The following is a 19,503-nucleotide window of genomic DNA, read 5'->3' as shown; positions in this document are numbered from 1 at the left end:
CAATGCACAAAGAGAGCGTCGAAGAGGCCGTCACGTCGCTGCACGATCTGTCCGCGGTCGACCTGATCGCGGGCTATCGCGCAAAACAGTTCTCGCCGAGCGAGGTGCTGGAGGATCTGCTCGCGCATATCGCTGTGTGGGAGCCGCATCTGAAGGCGCTCTATGCGTTCGACCCCGACGGCGCGCGCGAGGCCGCGAACGCCTCGACCGCGCGCTGGACCGGCGGCGAGCCGTCGGGGCCGCTCGACGGCGTGCCGGTCACAATCAAGGACAACATCGCGACCAAGGGCGTGCCGGTGCCGCTGGGGGCGGCCAGCGTCAAGCTGGTGCCGGCCGAGAAGGACGCTCCGCCTGCCGCGCGCCTGCGCGAGGCCGGCGCGGTCATCTTCGCCAAGACCACCATGCCCGATTACGGCATGCTGTCCTCGGGGCTCTCCTCCTTCCATGCGCTGGCGCGTAACCCCTGGGACGTCGCCAAGAATCCCGGCGGCTCCAGCGCCGGCGCCGGTGCGGCTGCAGCCGCCGGCTATGGCCCCTTGCATCTCGGCACCGATATCGGCGGCTCGGTGCGCCTGCCCGCCGCTTGGTGTGGCCTCGTCGGGTTGAAGCCAAGCTTTGGCCGCGTGCCGATCGATCCCACCTATGTCGGCCGTGTCGCCGGCCCGATGACCCGCACCGTCGACGATTGCGCGCTGATGATGAGCGTGATCGCAAAGCCCGACCGGCGCGACGGCATGAGCCTGCCGGCGGAGCCGCTGAACTGGAAGGGGCTGGAGAAGTCGCCGCGCAAGCTGCGCATCGGATTGATGCTCGATCCCGGCACCGGCATGGCGCTGGAGAAGCCGGTGCGCGAGGTCGCCGTGAAGGCCGCGAAAGCGTTCGAATCTGCCGGCGCAGTCGTGACCGAAGTGGACGGCATCCTCACCCGCGAAATGCTCGACGGCCTCGACAACTTTTGGCGCGCACGAATGTGGGATGACCTTTCGAAGCTCACGCCGGCCGACCAGGCAAAGGTGCTGCCCTATATCTTCAAATGGGGCGAGCCCGGCGCAAAACTCTCGGGCGTTGACGTCATCCGCGGCTTCAACCAGACCATGACGATCCGCGCTGCGGCGTCAAAGCTGTTTTGCGAGCTCGACTATGTGATCTCGCCGACCGCGCCAAACGTGAACTTTCCGGCGGAATGGGCCTCACCGATCAATGATCCCATGAAGCCGTTCGAGCACATCGCCTATACCGTGCCGTGGAATATGGCGGAGAACCCGGCCGTCTCCATCAATGGCGGCTTCGACGCCAAGGGCTTTCCGATCGGCGTGCAGATCGTCGGCCGCCGCTTCGACGACATCGGCGTGCTCGGCATGGCCAAGGCGTTCGAAGGCCTGCGCGGGCCGCAGCGGCCCTGGCCGAGCCCGCCGGCGGCGTGAGACGCTCTCGTCATCCGGGCAATTGCGCCCTTTAGGCGCAAGCCCGAATGGCCTGGGACAGGCAGCATGCGAACTCTCTTGCTTACCCTCCCCTGGAGGGGGAGGGTCGGCTCACACGGAGCGCAGCGAGATGTGAGCCGGGGTGGGGTGACGGTCTTTCCACGTCCGACAGTGCCCGCGTGGAGAGATCACCCCACCCCGCTCGCGCTACGCGCGATCGACCCTCCCCCTCCAGGGGAGGGTAAGAGAGTCCGCCACTCACGCAATGAAAAGAACACAGGAAGGAAACCGCCATGGCGTATGAGACGATCAAATACGAGGTCGCCGAGCAGATCCTCACCATCACGCTGAACCGGCCCGACAAGCTCAACGCCTTCAACGCGCAGATGCAAGCGGAGCTGATCGATGCGTTCGACGCCGCCGACAAGGACGATAATGTCCGCGCCATCATCGTCACCGGTGCCGGCCGCGGTTTTTGCGCGGGTGCCGATCTGTCCTCGGGCGCCGACACGTTCGATCGCGACGCGCGCCGCGGGCCGGTGAAGCGCTTTGCCGACGGCAAGGTCGACTACAGCGATCCGCAGGTGCGCGACGGCGGCGGCCAGGTGACGCTGCGCATCTTCAAATGCCTCAAGCCTGTCATTGCCGCGGTGAACGGCCCTGCCGTCGGCATCGGCGTCACCATGCAGCTTGCGATGGACATCCGCATTGCGTCGGAGGCCGCGCGCTTCGGCTTCGTGTTCTCCCAGCGCGGCATCGTGCCCGAGGCCGCCTCGAGCTGGTTCCTGCCGCGCATCGTCGGCATCTCGCAGGCATTGGAATGGTGCTATTCGGGCCGCGTCTTCCCGGCCCAGGAAGCGCTGGCGGGACGTCTCGTCAGCAAGGTCGTGGCGCCAGACGACCTGCTGCCGACCGCCCGCGCATTGGCAAAAGAGTTCGCAGCCAAGACCGCACCGGTGTCGATCGCGCTGATCCGCCAGATGATGTGGCGCATGATGGGTGCCGACGATCCCATGGAGGCCCACAAGGTCGACAGCCGCGGCATCTACGCCCGCGGCCGCTCCGACGATGTCAAGGAAGGCGTGGTGTCGTTCCTGGAGAAGCGCCCCGCGCAGTTCAAGAACAAGGTGTCGAGCGATATGCCGGATTATTTTCCGTGGTGGACGGAGCGGGAGTACAAGTGACGCTCTCGTAGGGTGGGCAAAGCGAAGCGTGCCCACCACTTCGATAGCCGATAGATGTGGGCACGGCGCAAGAGCGCCTTTGCCCACCCTACGGCACCGTCAATCCATCATCAGCGCCACGCGCCCGATCGCCTTGCGGTCGATCAACAGCCGCATCGCCTTGGCATAGTCTTCCAGCGGCAGCCGGTGCGAGATGTTGGGGCGCAGCTTGCCCTCCTCCGCCCATTGCAGCAGCGCCTTGAGGCGCATCTCGCCGAGCACCGGGTTTTTCCGCACGGCTTCGCCGGCGCGCACGCCGAGCACGCTGGCGCCCTTGATCAGCAGCAGGTTGGTTTTGGCCGAACCGACCCCGCCGGTGAATCCGATCACCAGCAGCCGCGCGCCCCAGGCGATGCAGCGCATCGAGTCCTCGAACACCTCGCCGCCGACGGGATCGAACACGACGTCGGCGCCGCGGCCGTCGGTGATGCGCTTGACGGCCTCGCGGAACGGCTCGCGGTCGTAGCGGATGAGGTGATCGGCGCCGCGCGATTTGGCGATGGCGAGCTTCTCGTCGCTGGACGCTGTCGCGATTACGGTCGCGCCCAGCATCTTGCCGATCTCAACCGCGGCAAGGCCGACGCCTCCGCCAGCGCCATGCACCAGCAGCACCTCACCCGGCTCGACCCGGCCCCGATCGATCAGCGCGTGATAGGCAGTGCCGTGGCCGGCGAGATAGGTCGCGGCCTCTGCATAGTCGAACGTCGACGGCATCGGCGTGAGCTGCGACGGCGTGACGACGGCCTCATCGGTGAACGCGCCATGGCGCATCTTCACGATGACCTTGTCTCCGACGGCAACGCCGCTCGCCTCTGCGCCCACCTCGGTGACGTCGCCAGCGGCTTCCATGCCGGGCGTGAACGGCAACTCCGGCTTGAGCTGGTATTCGCCCGCCGCCATCAGCACATCAGGGAAATTCAAGCCAGCGGCACGGACCGCGACACGCACCTCGTCCGGCTTCAGGGCGCGCGACGGAAACTCTTCCAGTTGCAACGTTTCGGGCGCGCCGAGCGCGCGGCAGACGACAGCCCGCACCATCAGGCCGCGCTCGCCTTGCTGCGCAACAGCGCCTCGCGGATCAGGGGCAGGCGGTCGTTGCCGAAATACATGTCCGTCTTGTTGACAAAGATCGTCGGCGAGCCGAAGCCGCCGCGCGCGACCACCTCTTCCGTATTGGCCTTGAGCTGATCCTTGATGCCCTGCTCGGAAATGCCGGCAAAGAACTTCTGCTCGTCGATGCCGACTTTCTGGCAGATCGCGGCCAGCACGGCGTCCTGGGAGATGTCCTTGTCCTCGCCCCAATAGGTCTTGAACACGGCGGTCGCAAACGGCACCATCTCCTGGCCGAGCCAGATGCAGCCGCGCATAGCTTTCACGCTGTTCACCGGAAACACCGTCGGCGGCATCTTGATCGCGAGGCCCGCCGAGCGCGCCCAGTCGCCGAGGTCCTTCAGCATATAGCGCGCCTTCAGCGGCACCGGTGTCTCGCGCTGCGCATAGACGCTCGGGTTGACGGTATTGAAGATGCCGCCGACCAGGATCGGCCGCCAGATGATCTCTACCCCTAACTCCCTGGCCAGCGGCTGGATGTTGTGGAAGGCGAGATAGGTCCAGGGGCTGGAACAGTCGAAGAAGAATTCGATCATAGCGCTTCCGCTCCGGCGTCGCCGGTTTAAAAGGCGACTTTTGTTGTTCTGTACCTCGACGTTAGGACATGGCAGGAAGGGGCGCAACACAGCCTGCCGGGAGGGCCGCCATGCTGTTTCCAACCACGATCGCCGGCTCCTTGCCGAAGCCGGAATGGCTCGCCGAGCCCAACATGCTCTGGGCGCCCTGGAAGTCTGGAGGCGACGAGCTTCTGCGCGCCAAGCGCGACGCGACGCTGATCTGGCTTAAGATCCAAGAGGACGCCGGCATCGACATCGTCACCGAGGGCGAGCAGGCCCGCCAGCATTTTGTGCACGGTTTTCTCGAGAAGATCGACGGCATCGATTTCGCCCACAAGGTCGAGATGGGCATCCGCAAGGACCGCTACAAGGCGATGGTGCCCCAGGTGGTCGCGCCGCTCCGGCTCAAGGAGCGCGTGCATGCCTTCGAGGCGCGCGTGGCGCGCACGCATACGAAGAAGCAGCTGAAATTCACCCTACCCGGTCCGATGACCATCATCGACACGATCGCGGATCGCTACTATGGCGATCGCGTCAAGATGGCTTTTGCCTTCGCCGAGTTGCTCAACGAGGAGGCCAAGGCACTCCAGGCCGACGGCGTCGATCTCGTGCAGTTCGACGAACCTGCCTTCAACGTCTACATGGACGAGGTCAACGATTGGGGCATCAAGGCGCTGGAGCGCGCCGCGCAGGGACTGACCTGCGCCACCGCGGTGCACATCTGCTACGGCTACGGCATCAAGGCCAACACCGACTGGAAGGAGACGCTCGGCAGCCAGTGGCGGCAGTATGAGCAGATCTTTCCGGCGATCGATGCCAGCCCGATCCAGCAGGTCGCAATCGAATGTCGCAACTCGAAGGTGCCGCTCGACCTGCTCGCGCTGCTCAAGAACAAGATCGTGCAGGCCGGCGTGATCGACGTCGCCAGCGACACGGTGGAGACCGCCGAGGAGGTCGTGCAAGTGATCGACGCGGTGTCGAAATTCGTGCCCAAGAGCAACATCACCGCCACCACCAATTGCGGCATGGCGCCGATGCGGCGGGAGATCGCCGAAGCCAAGCTGATGGCGCTCGGCGCCGGCGCCGCGCTGGCGCGTGAGAAGCTCGGGTGATGGTGATCCGTTCGATCCTCGTCGCTGCGGCGTTTGCGGCGATCGCACGGCCGGCAGGCGCCGAGGACCGCTCGGTGCTGCTCAACTGCAAGGCGATGGTGCAACGCGCCGAGAAGGACGCCGGCAGCGTCAGCGAGGCCGAACTGACCCGCTGTCGCCAGATCATTCGGGAATGGGCCTTGCGCGATGCGCGCACGACGGTCGACGAACAGGGGCGGCCGCTGCGCTAGGGCGACGCACTCGGATGCAGCACGGGCTGATAGCCCGCGTTCATCGTGCGGAGCGTCGATGGCGGCGTCAGCAATGCTGCTTCGCTCGGCGGATGTTCCACCGCGACATAACCCGCCGGCGACCAGAGGAACGCCTTGCCCTGCACGACCAGAAAACTCTGCTCGCCCTGCTGGACCATCGCGCCATCAGGGAGCTGGTCGAGCGGTACCAGCAGCGCGTGCAGCCGCTTCCCGCCCTGGTCGAGCCGCTCGTGATGCAGCACCGTGTCGATGTCGTGCATGCGGACGTCATGCACGCGGTTGCCTTTCTCCCACGCCGCGCGGAAGCGATTGGCATCGTCGCGGCGGCAGTAGAAGCAGGGGCGATGGCCGGCGGCCAGCGCGGTGGCCTCGTCAAGGAAGAACAGCTCGGTCCAGCTTCGCTGCGCCATCACCTCGCGGTGGCGGCCGCGGAATTCGCAGACGCAGGTGAGCCAGGCCGGCGTCGACCAGCGCTTCTTGAGCAGCGTCTTGGACGCGGGATCATGGATGATGCCGCGATTGCCGGTGAACAGGCCGCGATGCGGCGTCGCGATGATGTCGCCGGTGGGGGTGACGCGGTTTTGCAGGGGCATGAGCGCTGCTCGTCTCCCTCTCCCCGTTCTTACGGGGAGAGGGCTGGGGTGAGGGGCTGCATCCACAACTATGGTGAGAGCTGGACTCGCTGAGAGTCCCCCTCACCCGCGCCTTCGGCGCGGCCTCTCCCCGCACGCGGGGAGAGGCGAAACTACGCCGCGCCGTCGCGCAGCGGCGGATGGTAGGACAACGCGGTGTCCCAGGGAAAGAATATCCACGTGTCCTGCGACACTTCGGTGATGAAGGTGTCGACCAGTGGACGTCCCATCGGCTTGGCATAGACGGTGGCGAAATGCGCATCCGGCAGCATCTCGCGCACCAGTCTGCCGGTCTTGCCGGTGTCGACCAGATCGTCAACGATCAACAGCCCCTTGCCGGTGCCGCCGCCGAGCTTCATCGCCGATTCGGAGATGCCCTTCAGCACCTGAAGCTCGCCCTGCTTGGTGTGATCATAGCTGGCGATGCAGACCGTATCGATCACGCGCACGCCGAGCTCGCGCGCCACGATGGCCGCCGGCACCAGCCCGCCGCGGGTGATCGCGATCACCGCATGGAACGGACCGACTTCGTTGAGCCGCCAGCTCAATGCCCGGCAATCCCGATGGAACTGGTCCCAGGAAACCGGGAAGGCCTTGCCGGCCTTTTCCTGTGCATTCAGTTCTGGTGCTTCACCAGCCATCGCTTTCTCCTTCAGCTCAAGTCCATTGGGATCATGAACTCAATTTTCGAGACAAGAAAAGGACCAACACGCCAAATCCCAGGTAAAGCAGCGTTGCGCGAGTCATCTGCCGCACGCGACGGCGGACAACCTCAATGTACGCCTGAAGGTCGGCCGGCTGCGCGGCAATCTGGGCTTCGAGGATGTTGGGTCCCGGAAAATTGACGCCTGGCCAATCGAGTTGCCAAAAGAAAGTTATTAGTCCAATCGAATAGTTTCCGATGCGGTGGTAGATTTGCCACCGCTGCCATTGAAGAATTGCGCCGGCGATCATCAAGCACGCAAAAGGGACCCCGAGCGCGACTGTTAGCGCGAGATCTCGATTGGTCACGTCGCTCAGCCCTTCGCGTGCAGGCCCGCCAGCATGTCCTTCACTGCCGCCATCGCTGCTGCCAGTTTATCGGCGTCGCGCGAGCGTACCACCAGATTGGTGTTGGGCTTCTGCTCCTCGTCCATGAAGGGATAGCTGCCGATGATGGTGTCGGGGTGGGCGGCGGCGATCGCCCGCAAGGGGCCGCCGATGTCGCCCTCGCGCGCATTGGCGCGGACCGATTCGGACAGCATGCGAACGCCGGATTTCAGCTTGGGCGAGACGATGTCCATCATCGCCTGCATGATCGAGGGCACGCCCGCCATTACGATGACATTGCCGATCTTGAAGCCAGGGGCGAGGATGGTCGCGCTCTGGATCAGCTCGGCGCCGTCGGGGATGCGCGCCATGCGCAGGCGGGCCTCGTTGAGGTCCTGCTCGCTCCAGCGCTCGCGGAAGCGGGCGACCACTTCCGGATGATGGTCGATGCCCACGCCGAACGCCTTCGCAACGCTGTCGGCGGTGATGTCGTCATGGGTCGGCCCGATGCCGCCGGTGGTGAAGACGTAGGTGTAGCGATGCCGCAGTGCATTCAGGGCGGCGATGATGTCGTCCTCGTCGTCGGAGACGACCCGGACTTCCTTGAGGTCGATGCCGATATTGGTCAAATATTCGGCGATGAAGCCGATATTCTTGTCCTTGGTCCGGCCGGACAGGATTTCATCTCCGATCACCAGAATGCCCGCCGTGACGATCTCGCTCATAACTTAAGTCCCTCACCTGTCGCGCCGAATTTGCCGGGGTAACGCGTTGAAGTCACGCGCTTTTGCTGCGGAAATAAGCAGTCCTCAGCCATTTTTTGAGGCACGTTCGCGGGCCTCCCCGCCAAATGCTGTCAGTCCATGCATATCGCGCTGGCCCGCCCCTTGCTACCTCCCTGGGAAGTCATGCACTCTCTGGTGCGTGGCAGGAAGACAGTCGGGATCTATGGCAGTCGCGTTTGACGAAATGAATATTCCCGGCGGGGACCTTCGCCCCGCCTATCAGGAGTTGGCGCGCTGGCTCAAGGAGACGCCTCCCGAGGCGCTCGAATATCGCCGCCAGGAGGCCGAGCTCCTGTTCCGCCGCATCGGCATCACCTTTGCGGTCTATGGCGAGGCCGAATCCACCGAGCGCCTGATCCCGTTCGACGTGATCCCTCGGATCATGTCCGGCAAGGAATGGGCGCTGCTGGAGAAGGGCCTCAAGCAGCGCGTGCGCGCGCTCAACATGTTCCTGCGCGATATTTATCACGGCCGCGACATCCTCCGCGCCGAGATCGTGCCCGACGATCTGATCTTCCAGAACCCGGTCTTCCGCCCCGAGATGAACGGCCAGCAGGTGCCGCACGACGTCTACGTCCACATCGCCGGCATCGACATCGTCCGGGTTGATGCCGAGAATTTCATCGTGCTGGAGGACAATGCGCGCACGCCGTCGGGCGTGTCCTACATGCTGGAAAACCGCGAGATCATGATGCGGCTGTTTCCGGATCTGTTCGCCCGCCACAGGGTGGCGCCGGTCGAGCGCTACCCCGATGAGTTGCTGTCCGCTTTGCGCTCGGTCGCGCCGCAAAGCGCCTCGGGCGAGCCGACAGTCGCGCTGCTCACGCCCGGTGTCCACAACTCCGCCTATTACGAGCACTCCTTCCTCGCCGACAAGCTCGGCATCGAGCTGGTCGAGGGCCGCGACCTCATCGTCAAGAACAACGAAGTGTTCATGCGGACGACCGAAGGGTTGAAACGAGTCGACGTGATCTATCGCCGCGTCGACGACGACTTCCTCGATCCCCTCACCTTCCGCCCCGATTCCGTGCTCGGCGTGCCCGGGCTGATGTCGGCCTATGCGGCCGGCAACATCACGCTCGCCAACGCCGTCGGCACCGGGATTGCCGACGACAAGGCGATCTACTCCTACATGCCTGACATCGTGAAGTTCTATCTCGGCGAGGAGCCGATCCTGAAGAACGTGCAGACCTGGCGCTGCCGCGAGCCGAAGGACCTCGCCTACGTGCTGGACAATCTCGGCGACCTCGTCGTCAAGGAGGTGCACGGCTCCGGCGGCTACGGCATGCTGATTGGACCGGCCGCGACGAAAGCGACGATCGAGGCGTTCCGCGAAAAGCTCAAGCGCGAGCCGGAAGGCTTTATCGCCCAGCCGACACTGGCGCTCTCGACCTGCCCGACCTGCACGGCCTCGGGCCTTGCGCCGCGCCATGTGGATTTGCGGCCGTTCGTGCTCACCGGCAGCAAGCGCACCACCATCGTGCCGGGCGGGCTGACACGCGTCGCGCTGAAGGAAGGCTCGCTCGTGGTGAATTCGAGCCAGGGCGGCGGCACCAAAGACACCTGGATCCTGGACGAGTAGACGGATGCTGTCGCGTACTGCCGAAAACCTCTATTGGCTCGCCCGCTATGTCGAACGGGCCGAGTACCTCGCGCGCACCATCGATGCGACCCTGCGCGTCACGGCCTTGCCGGCTGCCTATATCGGCAAGACCAACGAATGGGATTCAGCGCTGCTCACCGCCGGCGTCGCCGCCAGCTTCTACCAGACCCATGAGGAAGCCAACGAGCACAATGTCGTCGACTATCTCTCGTTCTCCGCGGACAACCCGTCCTCCATCCGGAACTGCATCGAGGCGGCGCGGCTGAACTCGCGCTCGGTGCGCACGGCGCTGACCAGCGAGATGTGGGACACCATCAATTCGGCCTGGATCGAGCTGCAGGCGGTCTGGAGCAGGGGCACCTCGACGCGCGAGGACCTCGCAAAATTCCTGCGCTTCGTGCAGGAGACCTCGCTGCGCTTCGACGGCTCGGCCTACCGGACCATGCTGCGCAACGACGCCTACTGGTTCTCGCGCATGGGCGTGCATCTCGAGCGCGCCGACAACACCGCGCGCATCCTTGATGTGAAGTATCACGTGCTGCTGCCCGAGGAAGAGCATGTCGGCGGTCCGCTCGACTTCTACCAGTGGAGCTCGATCCTGCGCTCGGTTTCGGCGCTGACCGCCTATCACTGGGTCTATCGCGAGACGCTGAAGCCCTGGCTGATCGCGGATCTCTTGATCCTCAACGACACGCTGCCGCGCTCGCTGGCAAGCTGCTACGGCAATCTCGTGCGCAACCTCGACCAGATCGGCGTCGCCTATGGCCGCCAGGGCCCGGCCCAGCGCCATGCCCGCGGCATCCGCAACCGGCTGGAACACAGCAATATGAACGACATTTTCCAGCATGGCGTGCATGAATTCATTCAGGAATTCATCACCGACAATTCCAGGCTGGGCGAAATCATCACGAAGCAGTATTTGATCTAGTCGAACAGGGACTCACTCATCGTCATTCCGGGGCGCGCGCAGCGCGAACCCGGATCTCGAGATTCCGGGTTCGGTCGCTGCGGACCGCCCCGGAATGACGGAATTGAAAACCATGCGCCTGCGAATCCAGCACACCACGACCTATCGCTACGAGCCGCCGGCCACCAGCGTGATCCAGATCCTGCGCATGACGCCGGGCAGCCATGACGGGCAGTACGTGGCGGAATGGCAGATCGACGTCTCCACGGATACCAGGCTCGACACGCACGAGGACGCGTTCGGCAACGTCACCCACGTGCTGTCCTGCGGACCCGTCGGCGACATCAAGATCAGCGCCGAGGGCCTGATCGAGACCCACGACACCGGCGGCGTGCTGCGCGGCACCGACGAGCGTTTTCCGGCCGGCATGTTCCTGCGCACGACAGATCTCACCTCCGTCAACCCGGCAATGACAGCGGTGGCCCGCCAGCTGCGCAGCGAGGCCGAGAGCGACAGGCTCGGCTTCCTGCACACGCTGATGACGCAGATCAGCGAGCACATGACCTTCGACGAGGATCCGACCAACAGCGGCACCTCGGCGGCCGAAGCGTTCACGCTCAAGCGCGGCGTCTGTCAGGACTACGCGCATATCTTCATCGCCTGCGCCCGCACCGCCGGTGTGCCGGCGCGCTTCGTCTCCGGTCACTTCCTGCGCGCCGACGGCACCGTGCACCAGGATGCCGGCCATGCCTGGGCGGAGGCCTACGTGCCTGATCTTGGCTGGATCGGTTTCGATCCCGCCAACAGCATCTGCGCTACCGACGCCCATGTTCGCGTTGCGATCGGTCTCGACTATCTCGGCGCAGCGCCTGTGCGCGGCACCCGTTACGGCGGTGGCACGGAGACGCTCAACGTGGCGGTCAAGGTGGACCAGGCCGGCCGCGGCGGCCAATCGCAGTCGCAGTCCCAGCGGCAGGGATAGCTCCTTCCGGTCATTCCGGGGCGATGCGAAGCATCGAGCCCGGAATCCATCGGGCCACAGACCTAGAGATAAATGGATTTCGGCTTTCGCGCTGCGCGCGCCCCGGAATGACGACCTCCTCCGGAATTGGGGTTGGACCTGCCGTTGAAATTGGCTAGTAATTCCGCGCAAACGCGTTCGGGGACTGGAAATGACCTATTGTTGCGGAATCCTGGTTCGGGACGGTCTGGTGATGATCGCCGATACCCGCACCAATGCCGGCCTCGACAATGTCTCGACCTTCCGCAAGCTGCACGTCTTCTCAAATCCCGGCGACCGCATCATGGCGATCGCGAGCGCCGGCAACCTCGCCATCAGCCAGTCGGTGCTGTCGACCCTGACCGAGGGCCTCGAAGACCCCAACACCGGCGAGGTCGAGACGCTGATGAACGCGCCGACCATGTTCCAGGCGGCCCAGCGCATCGGCCGGGCGATCCGCGCGGTGCACGCGACCGAAGGACCGGCGCTGAACTCCGAGGACGTCTCCTTCGACGTCTCTTTCCTGTTCGGCGGTCAGATCAAGGGCTCCCGCATGCGCCTGTTCATGATCTACACCGCCGGCAATTTCATCGAGTGCACCACCGACACGCCTTACCTGCAGATCGGCGAGCACAAATACGGTAAGCCGGTGCTCGACCGCGCCATGCATTACGACGTCGAGCTCTACGAGGCGCTGAAGACCGGCCTGATCTCGATGGACTCGACCATGCGCTCCAATCTCGGCGTTGGGCTACCGATCGACGTGCTGGTGGTGCGCGCGGACGCCTGCGAGGCCGATCTCAACCATCGCATCGAAGCGGGCGAGCCCTATTTCCACGATCTGCGCTCGCGCTGGTCGGCGGCGCTGCGCGCTGCGCATCAGAACATTCCGCGGCCGCCCTACAAGAACGAAAAAGAACCCAAAACCTGACGTCAAAAGACCTGACGTCACAAGACCTGACAACAAGAGCAAAGGCAGGAAACCATGAGTGAAGCAAAAAAGATCGCAGTGGTGACGGGCGCCGGCACCGGCGTCGGTCGCGCCGCGTCGCTGGCGCTGATGAACACCGGCTTCACCGTGGTGCTGGTCGGACGCCGGCTCGACATGCTCGAGGAGACCGCCAAGCTCGGCCCTGCGGGCATGAGCCTGTGCGTCACCGCCGACATGACTAAGCCGGACTCCATCGCCGCGCTGTTCGACAAGGTCAAGGCGACCTATGGCCGGCTCGACGTGCTGTTCAACAATGCCGGCATGGGCGCGCCCGCTGTCAACTTCGAGGACCTCAGCCTCGAGCAGTGGCAGGCCGTGGTGAACACCAACCTCACCGGTCCGTTCCTGTGCACCCAGCACGCCTTCCGCATCATGAAGGACCAGAGCCCGCGCGGCGGCCGCATCATCAACAACGGCTCGATCTCGGCGCACGCGCCGCGGCCGTTCTCTGCCGCCTACACCTCGACCAAGCACGCCATCACCGGCCTGACCAAGGCCAGCAATCTCGACGGCCGCATGTACGACATCGCGGTCGGCCAGATCGACATCGGCAATGCCGCGACACCGATGACCGACCGCATGGTCAACGGCCCCGGCGTGCTGCAGCCCGACGGCACCACGAAGCACGAGCCGCGCATGGATGCGAAAGCGGTCGGCGACGCGGTCGCCTACATGGCCGGCCTGCCGCTCGATGCCAACGTGCTGACCATGACGGTGATGGCGACGAAGATGCCGTTCGTCGGACGGGGGTAGATCTTTCCTCCCCCTCTCCCCGTTCTTACGGGGCGCGACGAGCTTCGCTCGCGCTGAGAGCGTTGGGATGAGGGGCTGCTTCCGCAATCACGGTGAGAATTGGACTCGCGGAGAGCCCCCTCACCCGGAATCCGCGCTACGCGCGAATTCCGGCATCTCCCTCCAAGCGGGGAGAGGCGAAGAAGCGCCCTACTCCAAACTCTCCACCTGGCGCAGGCTGGGGAACAGCTTCATCCAGAGCAGCGCCACCGCGACGGTGCAGACACCGCCGAGCACGGCCGCCGGCATCGCGCCGAACAGCGCCGCCGTCAGTCCGCTCTCGAACTGGCCGAGCTGGTTGGAGGCGTTGATGAACAGGAAGTTGACCGCGCCGACGCGGCCGCGCATTTCGTCGGGCGTTGCGAGCTGCACCAGCGAGAAGCGGATGACGACGCTGATCGTGTCGGCCGCGCCGAGCACCGCGAGCGCGAGCACCGACAGCCACATCCAGGACGACAGCGCGAACACGATGGTGGCGAGGCCGAACACGATCACGGCCTGGAACATGCGCAGGCCGACATGGCGCGAGATGGCGTGGCGCGCCAGCACCATGGTCATCAGCAGCGCACCGACGGCGGGCGCCGCACGCAGCACGCCGAGCCCGACCGGGCCGGTCTGGAGGATGTCGCGGGCATAGATCGGCAGCAGCGCGGTGACGCCGCCGAACAGCACCGCGAACAGATCGAGCGAAATGGTGCCGAGGATCGCCGGGTTGCTGCGGATGAAGCGGACGCCGGCGAAGATGTTGTCCGAGTTCGTCCCTTCGTTGAGCACCGCCTGCGGGCGCGGCCGGATGAAGCCGGTCAGGATCATCCCAAAAATCCAGAACAGCACCATCACGGCGTAGGCCAGATGCGGCGCGATCGCGTAGGCAAAACCGCCGAGCGCGGGGCCCGTGATGGTCGCGACCTGCGCCGCGCCGCTGGAGACGGCGGTGGCGCGCTGGAGCGAGCCCTGCGGCGCGATCAGCGGCAGCAGCGCCGCGGTGGTCGGGCTCTCGAAGGCGCCGGCGATGCCGAGCACGAAGGTCGCCACGAAGATCTGCACCTCGCCGACCGCGCCGAGATAAGTGATCACAGCGAGATAGAGCGCGGTCGCCGCTTCCACGGGCTGGCAGAGCTGGACCACACGCTTGCGCTCGAAGCGGTCGGCGGCGTGGCCGGCGACGAACACCAGGAGCGCCGTCGGCAGGAACTGCACGAGGCCGACCATGCCGAGGTCGAAGGCCGAGCCGGTGAGGTCGTAGATCTGCCAGCCGATCGCGACCGCCGCGATCTGGCTGGAGAAGCGCGACAGGCTGCGCGACAGCAGGAAGAACAGGAAGGCGCGGTGGGTGAGGAGTTCGCGGGCCGTCGGACGGGCCTGTAACGGCTGCGCTTCGCCTAGCGCTTCACTTGCCTTTTGGCTCACCTTCTGGACCATCCGCGGCAGACATTGACTGCCCCGCGTGGCTGACGCGGACGGGCTTGTCAACAGCGGGCGGCTCCGGTTGCCATCCGGCATTGCGTTTGCAACGCAGCCGCGGCCATAATCATCGAGGGTTTGGGGACATCATGCTGCGGCTGCAATCGACACTCGGCATTTTCGCATTGCTGCTGCTCGCCTTCGCGCTGGCCGAAAATCGCCGCACGGTCTCGCTGCGGCAGGCCGCGATCGGCCTCGTCGTGACCTTCGCCACCGCCTTCGTGCTGTTGAAGCTGCCCGTCGTGGCGCACGCTTTCGGCGCCATCAACGATGCGGTCGGTGCGATTTCGGCGGCCTCCCGCGCCGGCTCCGCCTTCGTGTTCGGCTATGTCGGCGGCGGCACCCTGCCGTTCGATCTCAAGGTGCCGGGCGCCGATTTCATCCTGGCGTTCCAGGCGCTGCCGATCGTGCTGGTCATGAGTGTGCTGACGACGCTGCTGTTCTATTGGCGGGTGCTGCCGCCGGTCGTGCGCGGCATGGCCTGGCTGCTCGAGCGCACGCTCGGCGTCGGCGGCGCCGTCGGGCTGTCGACCGCCGCCAACATCTTCCTCGGCATGGTCGAGGCACCGCTGTTCGTACGGCCTTACCTTGCGCAGATGACCCGCAGCGAATTGTTTCTGGTGATGACCGGCGGCATGGCCGGCATCGCCGGCACCGTGCTGGTGCTCTATGCGACGCTGCTGGCGCCGCTGATCCCCGACGCCGCCGCGCATTTCGTCATTGCCTCCGTGCTGGGCGCACCGGCCGCCATCCTCGTCAGCCTGATCATGGTCCCCGAGACAAGTGAGAGGCGCACCGGCGGCGCGCTCGAAGATCCCGAGATGGAGGTTGCCAGCACGATGGACGCGATCGTGAAGGGCACCACCGCGGGGCTCGAGCTGCTGCTCAACATCGTCGCGATGCTGCTGGTGCTGGTGGCGCTGGTCTGTCTCGTCAACGCCATGCTCGGCCTGTTGCCTGACATCGGCGGCGCCGCAATTTCGTTGCAACGTCTGCTCGGCCTCGTGATGGCGCCGGTGTGCTGGCTGATGGGACTGCCCTGGGACCAGGCTGTCACAGCGGGCAGCCTGATGGGCACCAAAACCGTGCTCAACGAGCTGATCGCCTATGTCGATTTCTCAAAGCTGCCGCCCGACGCGCTCGATCCGCGCTCGCGCCTGATCATGCTCTACGCGATGTGCGGCTTCGCCAATTTCGCCAGCCTCGGCATCATGATCGGCGGTCTCGGCGTCATGGCGCCGGAGCGGCGCGAGGAAATCAACGCGCTCGGGCTGAAGTCGATCGTGTCGGGGACGTTGACGACGTGTTTGATGGGGGCAATGGTGGGGGTGCTGGCTTGATGCCGTAGCCCGGACGGAGCGCAGCGCAATCCGGGAAAGTATCTCCGTCGCAAGCGGCGGCCCCGGATTTCGCTGCGCTCCGTCCGGGCTACGAGCTCATTCAGGTCAAACCGCACAATTTCTGCTTCTGCAAGATCCGGCGCACCTCAGGCAGCTTGGCACGGCACGGCTCGACCGCCATGGCCTTCGCCTCGCTGTTTCGTCCCTGCGCCCACAACAACACCGCCAACAAGCCCTGCGCCCCGGTGCGCGCCGGCCCACCCGCCACATCCGAAGCCGCGAGCGACATGGCGGTTCGCGCTTCCGTCTCGGCGGCGCCGAGGCTCGCTTTTTCCAGGAAGAAGAGCGCACGGAAGACATGAGCCCGCGGGTCTTTTGGATAGCGGGTGACGAGATCGAGAGACCGGCTGGTCATCTCGCCGGCATTCGCCGGCGTTTCCGACGCGCGAATATACTGCACGGCATCGGCCATGTAGGACGAATAATGAGCAACGGCGAAGCCGGCACAGACCAGAGATCCGACCAGTCCTGCGAGCAGCGCCACGCCGGCGCTCCGCGGCAGGCTCTCATAGGACCAAAAGGCGAGCCACGGCGTGATGGCAAGCGCACCGCCGGCCAGCGCGCCACCTGTATGGGCATAATAGTTGATGTTGCCGGAGGCGCCAAAGGCAAGCGGCAGCAATGCCGGAACACCGAAGAACAGCGACGTCTTCAGTCGCGATATGGTTTGATCGGCGTCCGCTTCGGGCTCGAAGCTCGCGACGAACAAGGCAGCGATCAGCCCGGTAATGGCGCCGGACGCGCCGACGCCCACCGTGCCGGGGCCGTTGCCGAGGAGCGAGCCGGCCTCTCCGGCCACTGCACTGGCAACGAAGATCAGCGAGAACCAGCCGCGGCCGATCAAGCTCTCCAGCCTGATGCCGACGATGAACAGCGCAACGGCGTTACCTATGAGGTGCGATTGGCTGCCATGCAGAAGCGGCGCAAGGCCGATCCGCCACCATTCGTTCCTTCCAACAACCAGATCGTAGCCGGACGCGCCATAAGCGATCAGCGAGCGGACATCGAGTGAGCCGTCCGGCGCAATGTCGATGGCCAGGCTGCGTTGCAGGGCGAAGATCAGGAGCAGGCCGAAAATCAGGCCAATGGTGAGGAAAGGGATGTCGGCCAGAAGCTTGTTGTCGCCAAAGAGCGTCTCCTCACTGGACAGGGGCCGGGGAGCGACCGGCACGGCGACCGGCTGAAGCGATGCTCTTGGTGGTGGCGCCGCGATGCCGCGTCGGCCAAAAGTGTTGGTCGCCATGAAAGCATGTCCCGCATGTTCACAGCCTTGAGTTGACGCGAGGAGTATTTTCGTCTGGTTAGCGGCCGGCCTGCGGGCGGCCAAAACCATCCGACTGGTAACGGCCCGGTTTCGCGGATTGGTCGCTTTCTAACGACCCTGTCTGCGACGCCGACGATGCTGCGAGGACTCGTCGTTGCGAGCGGAGCGAAGCAATCCAGAATCTTTGCACGGAAACAGTCTGGATTGCTTTCGGTTCGCTCGCAATGACGGCGGTGAGACTCGAACGCCTACGCCTTCAACTCCACCGTCCTGAACTCCGCCGGCAGGATCACCTCCAGCAGCTCCACATCGTCCGAATAGTCCAAGATCATGTGCTTGATTTTCGGCGGCTGGGTCCAGGCGCTGCCTTCTTTCATCAGAGTCTCGCCCTGCCCGTCCATGTAGGTCTTCACCCAGCCCTTGAGCACATAGACCATCTGGAAGTCGACGTCGTGGAAATGCAGTTTTGACACTTCTTGCGGATCGCAGGGACCTTGCAGCCGGATCACATGCGCTTGCGCGAGTCCATGGGTCGCATCGGCGATGCCGAGATCGCGGTACTTGGCGTAGGCGCGCAGGCCGTCGGCCTTGAAATCTTCCTCGCGGTGATGGCTGATGGCGATGCGCTGCCTGGGCCGTGCGGGCTTCCTGGCCGATGATTTGGCAGGCGCGGTACGCGCTTTCGCCTTCACCGCCTTGCGCGCCGTGGATCGCGCAGCAGCCTTGGCGCCGCTCCGCTTCTTCACCGCGGCTTGCGATGCGCTGCGCGATTTTGCTTTCTTGGCCATGGGCCGCCTCCCTGTTGTTGTGCAGGGAGGCTAGCACGGAAATTGATATCGTAAGGTGGGCAAAGCGCAAGCGTGCCCACGACTGCGAGACGAGATCGGGGAGAGATGGTGGGCACGGCGCGCGAAGTGCGCACGCCTTTGCCCACCTGACGAGACCGGTGCTCGCCTCAATGCAGCCGGAACACGCCGTCGACGGCGCGCAGCTCGGCGGGCTTGATCAGCTTGCAATGCGCGACCGTCACCGAGTGAAGCGGGCCGTCGAGCTTCTGCTGCCAGAACGCCAGGAAATCCTTCAGCGCCGGAAATTTCGGAAACATGTCGTAGTTCTGCCAGACGTAAGTCTGGAGCAGCGACGGGTGATCCGGCATCCGGTAGAGAATTTGCGCCGTCGTCAGCCCATAACCCAACAGCTGTTTCCGGAAATCATCGGAAACCGCCTCACTCCGCAGTCCCATGCCAACCTCCTTTGCAGGAGCGCATTCAAGGGGCGGCTTCGGGTACGCGCGACGAGCCACCCGGAAACGATGCGCTCACATGAGAGAAATGTGACGCAAACTGACAATCCATCTCAAGCCCAAAAGTTTAACAAGCTGTTGAAATTCAATGCGTTAGCAGCAGATACAACTCCGTGCTAATAGGGCCCGCGAGGGCTGGTTAACGATGGTAAAGGGAATCTGGCAGAGCGCCCTGTCGAGTGCTGATTTTTCTGCTAGAAGCCCTTGCCCCCGCAAAATTCCTGTCCTATTTCTGCCTCGCCTGTGCTAGCACTCGCGGGCAACGATTGCTAATAATCTCAAAATCCTCAACTCGTGCAAAGATTTAGGAGGACTGCATGAAATTCCGTCCGCTTCACGACCGCGTCGTGGTCAAGCGCATCGACGCAGAAGAGAAGACCGCTGGCGGCATCATCATTCCCGACACTGCCAAGGAAAAGCCGTCCCAGGGCGAAGTCGTCGCCATCGGCCCCGGCGGCCGCGACGAAGCCGGCAAGCTGATCCCGATCGACCTGAAGGTCGGCGACCGCGTGCTGTTCGGCAAGTGGTCCGGCACCGAGGTCAAGATCGACGGCCAGGACCTGCTGATCATGAAGGAGAGCGACGTGATGGGCGTTCTCGAGATCACCGAGTCCAAGAAGAAGGCGGCCTAAGGGCCCCTCTCCCCCTCCAGTCAA

The 19,503-nt window shown here is 64.6% G+C and carries 21 protein-coding genes; 11 read left to right on the top strand and 10 right to left on the bottom strand.

The window, feature by feature from the left end:
* Window positions 1–2 precede the first annotated feature (2 nt).
* Window positions 3–1,424 (top strand): amidase, encoded by a 1,422-nt coding sequence (locus JJB99_RS15435; protein WP_200499550.1) that lies wholly within the window; start codon window positions 3–5, stop codon window positions 1,422–1,424.
* Window positions 1,425–1,717: 293 nt separating this feature from the next.
* The gene (locus tag JJB99_RS15430) at window positions 1,718–2,608 is read left to right on the top strand and encodes a crotonase/enoyl-CoA hydratase family protein (RefSeq protein ID WP_200499549.1); all 891 of its coding nucleotides are present in this window, start codon (window positions 1,718–1,720) and stop codon (window positions 2,606–2,608) included.
* Between the two features lie 99 nt (window positions 2,609–2,707).
* On the opposite strand, the gene JJB99_RS15425 is transcribed toward JJB99_RS15430, so the two are convergent.
* Together JJB99_RS15425 and JJB99_RS15420 are read right to left on the bottom strand one after the other, a co-directional pair.
* Window positions 2,708–3,685, bottom strand: a complete 978-nt coding sequence (locus JJB99_RS15425; protein ID WP_200499548.1) for an NADPH:quinone oxidoreductase family protein — start codon at window positions 3,683–3,685, stop codon at window positions 2,708–2,710.
* Window positions 3,685–4,293 (bottom strand): 2-hydroxychromene-2-carboxylate isomerase, encoded by a 609-nt coding sequence (locus tag JJB99_RS15420; protein ID WP_200499547.1) that lies wholly within the window; start codon window positions 4,291–4,293, stop codon window positions 3,685–3,687. The genes JJB99_RS15425 and JJB99_RS15420 overlap by 1 nt, the downstream gene beginning before the upstream one ends.
* Before the next feature lie 110 nt (window positions 4,294–4,403).
* Between JJB99_RS15420 and JJB99_RS15415 the strand changes: the two genes are divergently transcribed.
* Both JJB99_RS15415 and JJB99_RS15410 read left to right on the top strand, forming a co-directional pair.
* A complete protein-coding gene (locus JJB99_RS15415) occupies window positions 4,404–5,426 on the top strand; it encodes a methionine synthase (RefSeq protein WP_200499546.1) in 1,023 nt (340 codons plus the stop codon).
* A complete protein-coding gene (locus tag JJB99_RS15410) occupies window positions 5,426–5,656 on the top strand; it encodes a hypothetical protein (protein WP_200500171.1) in 231 nt (76 codons plus the stop codon). The genes JJB99_RS15415 and JJB99_RS15410 overlap by 1 nt, the downstream gene beginning before the upstream one ends.
* On the opposite strand, the gene JJB99_RS15405 is transcribed toward JJB99_RS15410, so the two are convergent.
* The 4 genes from JJB99_RS15405 to JJB99_RS15390 all read right to left on the bottom strand — a co-directional run bounded on the left by JJB99_RS15405 (window position 5,653) and on the right by JJB99_RS15390 (window position 8,063).
* Complete coding sequence (locus tag JJB99_RS15405; protein ID WP_200499545.1) at window positions 5,653–6,270, bottom strand: hypothetical protein; 618 nt, start codon at window positions 6,268–6,270, stop codon at window positions 5,653–5,655. The genes JJB99_RS15410 and JJB99_RS15405 overlap by 4 nt on opposite strands.
* 152 nt (window positions 6,271–6,422) lie before the next feature.
* Window positions 6,423–6,950 (bottom strand): xanthine phosphoribosyltransferase, encoded by a 528-nt coding sequence (gene gpt / locus JJB99_RS15400; protein ID WP_200499544.1) that lies wholly within the window; start codon window positions 6,948–6,950, stop codon window positions 6,423–6,425.
* Window positions 6,951–6,981: 31 nt separating this feature from the next.
* On the bottom strand, window positions 6,982–7,263 hold the full coding sequence (locus tag JJB99_RS15395; RefSeq protein WP_200499543.1) for a hypothetical protein: 282 nt from the start codon (window positions 7,261–7,263) through the stop codon (window positions 6,982–6,984).
* Between the two features lie 62 nt (window positions 7,264–7,325).
* Complete coding sequence (locus JJB99_RS15390; RefSeq protein WP_200499542.1) at window positions 7,326–8,063, bottom strand: competence/damage-inducible protein A; 738 nt, start codon at window positions 8,061–8,063, stop codon at window positions 7,326–7,328.
* Window positions 8,064–8,286: 223 nt separating this feature from the next.
* On the opposite strand from JJB99_RS15390, the gene JJB99_RS15385 reads away from it, so the two are divergent.
* From JJB99_RS15385 to JJB99_RS15365, 5 genes are all read left to right on the top strand, one after another.
* Entirely contained in the window at window positions 8,287–9,705 is a 1,419-nt protein-coding gene (locus JJB99_RS15385) for a circularly permuted type 2 ATP-grasp protein (protein WP_200499541.1), read from the top strand.
* A gap of 4 nt (window positions 9,706–9,709) precedes the next feature.
* The gene (locus tag JJB99_RS15380; RefSeq protein WP_200499540.1) at window positions 9,710–10,654 is read left to right on the top strand and encodes an alpha-E domain-containing protein; all 945 of its coding nucleotides are present in this window, start codon (window positions 9,710–9,712) and stop codon (window positions 10,652–10,654) included.
* A gap of 112 nt (window positions 10,655–10,766) precedes the next feature.
* The gene (locus JJB99_RS15375; RefSeq protein ID WP_200500170.1) at window positions 10,767–11,615 is read left to right on the top strand and encodes a transglutaminase family protein; all 849 of its coding nucleotides are present in this window, start codon (window positions 10,767–10,769) and stop codon (window positions 11,613–11,615) included.
* Between the two features lie 190 nt (window positions 11,616–11,805).
* Entirely contained in the window at window positions 11,806–12,564 is a 759-nt protein-coding gene (locus tag JJB99_RS15370) for a proteasome-type protease (RefSeq protein WP_200499539.1), read from the top strand.
* 54 nt (window positions 12,565–12,618) lie between these two features.
* Complete coding sequence (locus JJB99_RS15365) at window positions 12,619–13,377, top strand: SDR family oxidoreductase (protein ID WP_200499538.1); 759 nt, start codon at window positions 12,619–12,621, stop codon at window positions 13,375–13,377.
* A 189-nt stretch (window positions 13,378–13,566) separates the two neighbouring features.
* Here JJB99_RS15365 and JJB99_RS15360 read toward each other — a convergent pair whose 3' ends face one another.
* Window positions 13,567–14,826, bottom strand: a complete 1,260-nt coding sequence (locus tag JJB99_RS15360; protein ID WP_200499537.1) for an MFS transporter — start codon at window positions 14,824–14,826, stop codon at window positions 13,567–13,569.
* Window positions 14,827–14,969: 143 nt separating this feature from the next.
* Between JJB99_RS15360 and JJB99_RS15355 the strand changes: the two genes are divergently transcribed.
* Window positions 14,970–16,220, top strand: coding sequence for a NupC/NupG family nucleoside CNT transporter (locus JJB99_RS15355; protein WP_200499536.1), 1,251 nt, complete (start codon window positions 14,970–14,972; stop codon window positions 16,218–16,220).
* Window positions 16,221–16,320: 100 nt separating this feature from the next.
* Here the strand turns inward: JJB99_RS15355 and JJB99_RS15350 are convergent, their stop codons facing one another.
* From JJB99_RS15350 to JJB99_RS15340, 3 genes are all read right to left on the bottom strand, one after another.
* Window positions 16,321–17,613, bottom strand: a complete 1,293-nt coding sequence (locus tag JJB99_RS15350) for a rhomboid family intramembrane serine protease (protein WP_246775256.1) — start codon at window positions 17,611–17,613, stop codon at window positions 16,321–16,323.
* 179 nt (window positions 17,614–17,792) lie between these two features.
* Window positions 17,793–18,332, bottom strand: a complete 540-nt coding sequence (locus JJB99_RS15345) for a cupin domain-containing protein (RefSeq protein ID WP_200499535.1) — start codon at window positions 18,330–18,332, stop codon at window positions 17,793–17,795.
* A 167-nt stretch (window positions 18,333–18,499) separates the two neighbouring features.
* Window positions 18,500–18,787 (bottom strand): usg protein, encoded by a 288-nt coding sequence (locus JJB99_RS15340; RefSeq protein WP_200499534.1) that lies wholly within the window; start codon window positions 18,785–18,787, stop codon window positions 18,500–18,502.
* Window positions 18,788–19,164: 377 nt separating this feature from the next.
* Here JJB99_RS15340 and JJB99_RS15335 point away from each other — a divergent pair, with 377 nt between their 5' ends.
* The gene (locus tag JJB99_RS15335; protein ID WP_200499533.1) at window positions 19,165–19,479 is read left to right on the top strand and encodes a co-chaperone GroES; all 315 of its coding nucleotides are present in this window, start codon (window positions 19,165–19,167) and stop codon (window positions 19,477–19,479) included.
* Window positions 19,480–19,503 lie beyond the last annotated feature (24 nt).

The organism is Bradyrhizobium diazoefficiens, assembly GCF_016616235.1.
In the GTDB taxonomy this organism is placed as follows: Bacteria; Pseudomonadota; Alphaproteobacteria; order Rhizobiales; family Xanthobacteraceae; genus Bradyrhizobium; species Bradyrhizobium diazoefficiens_H.
The sequence above is the reverse complement of the archived record's forward strand: the minus strand, read 5'-3'. Positions and strand labels throughout refer to the sequence as shown.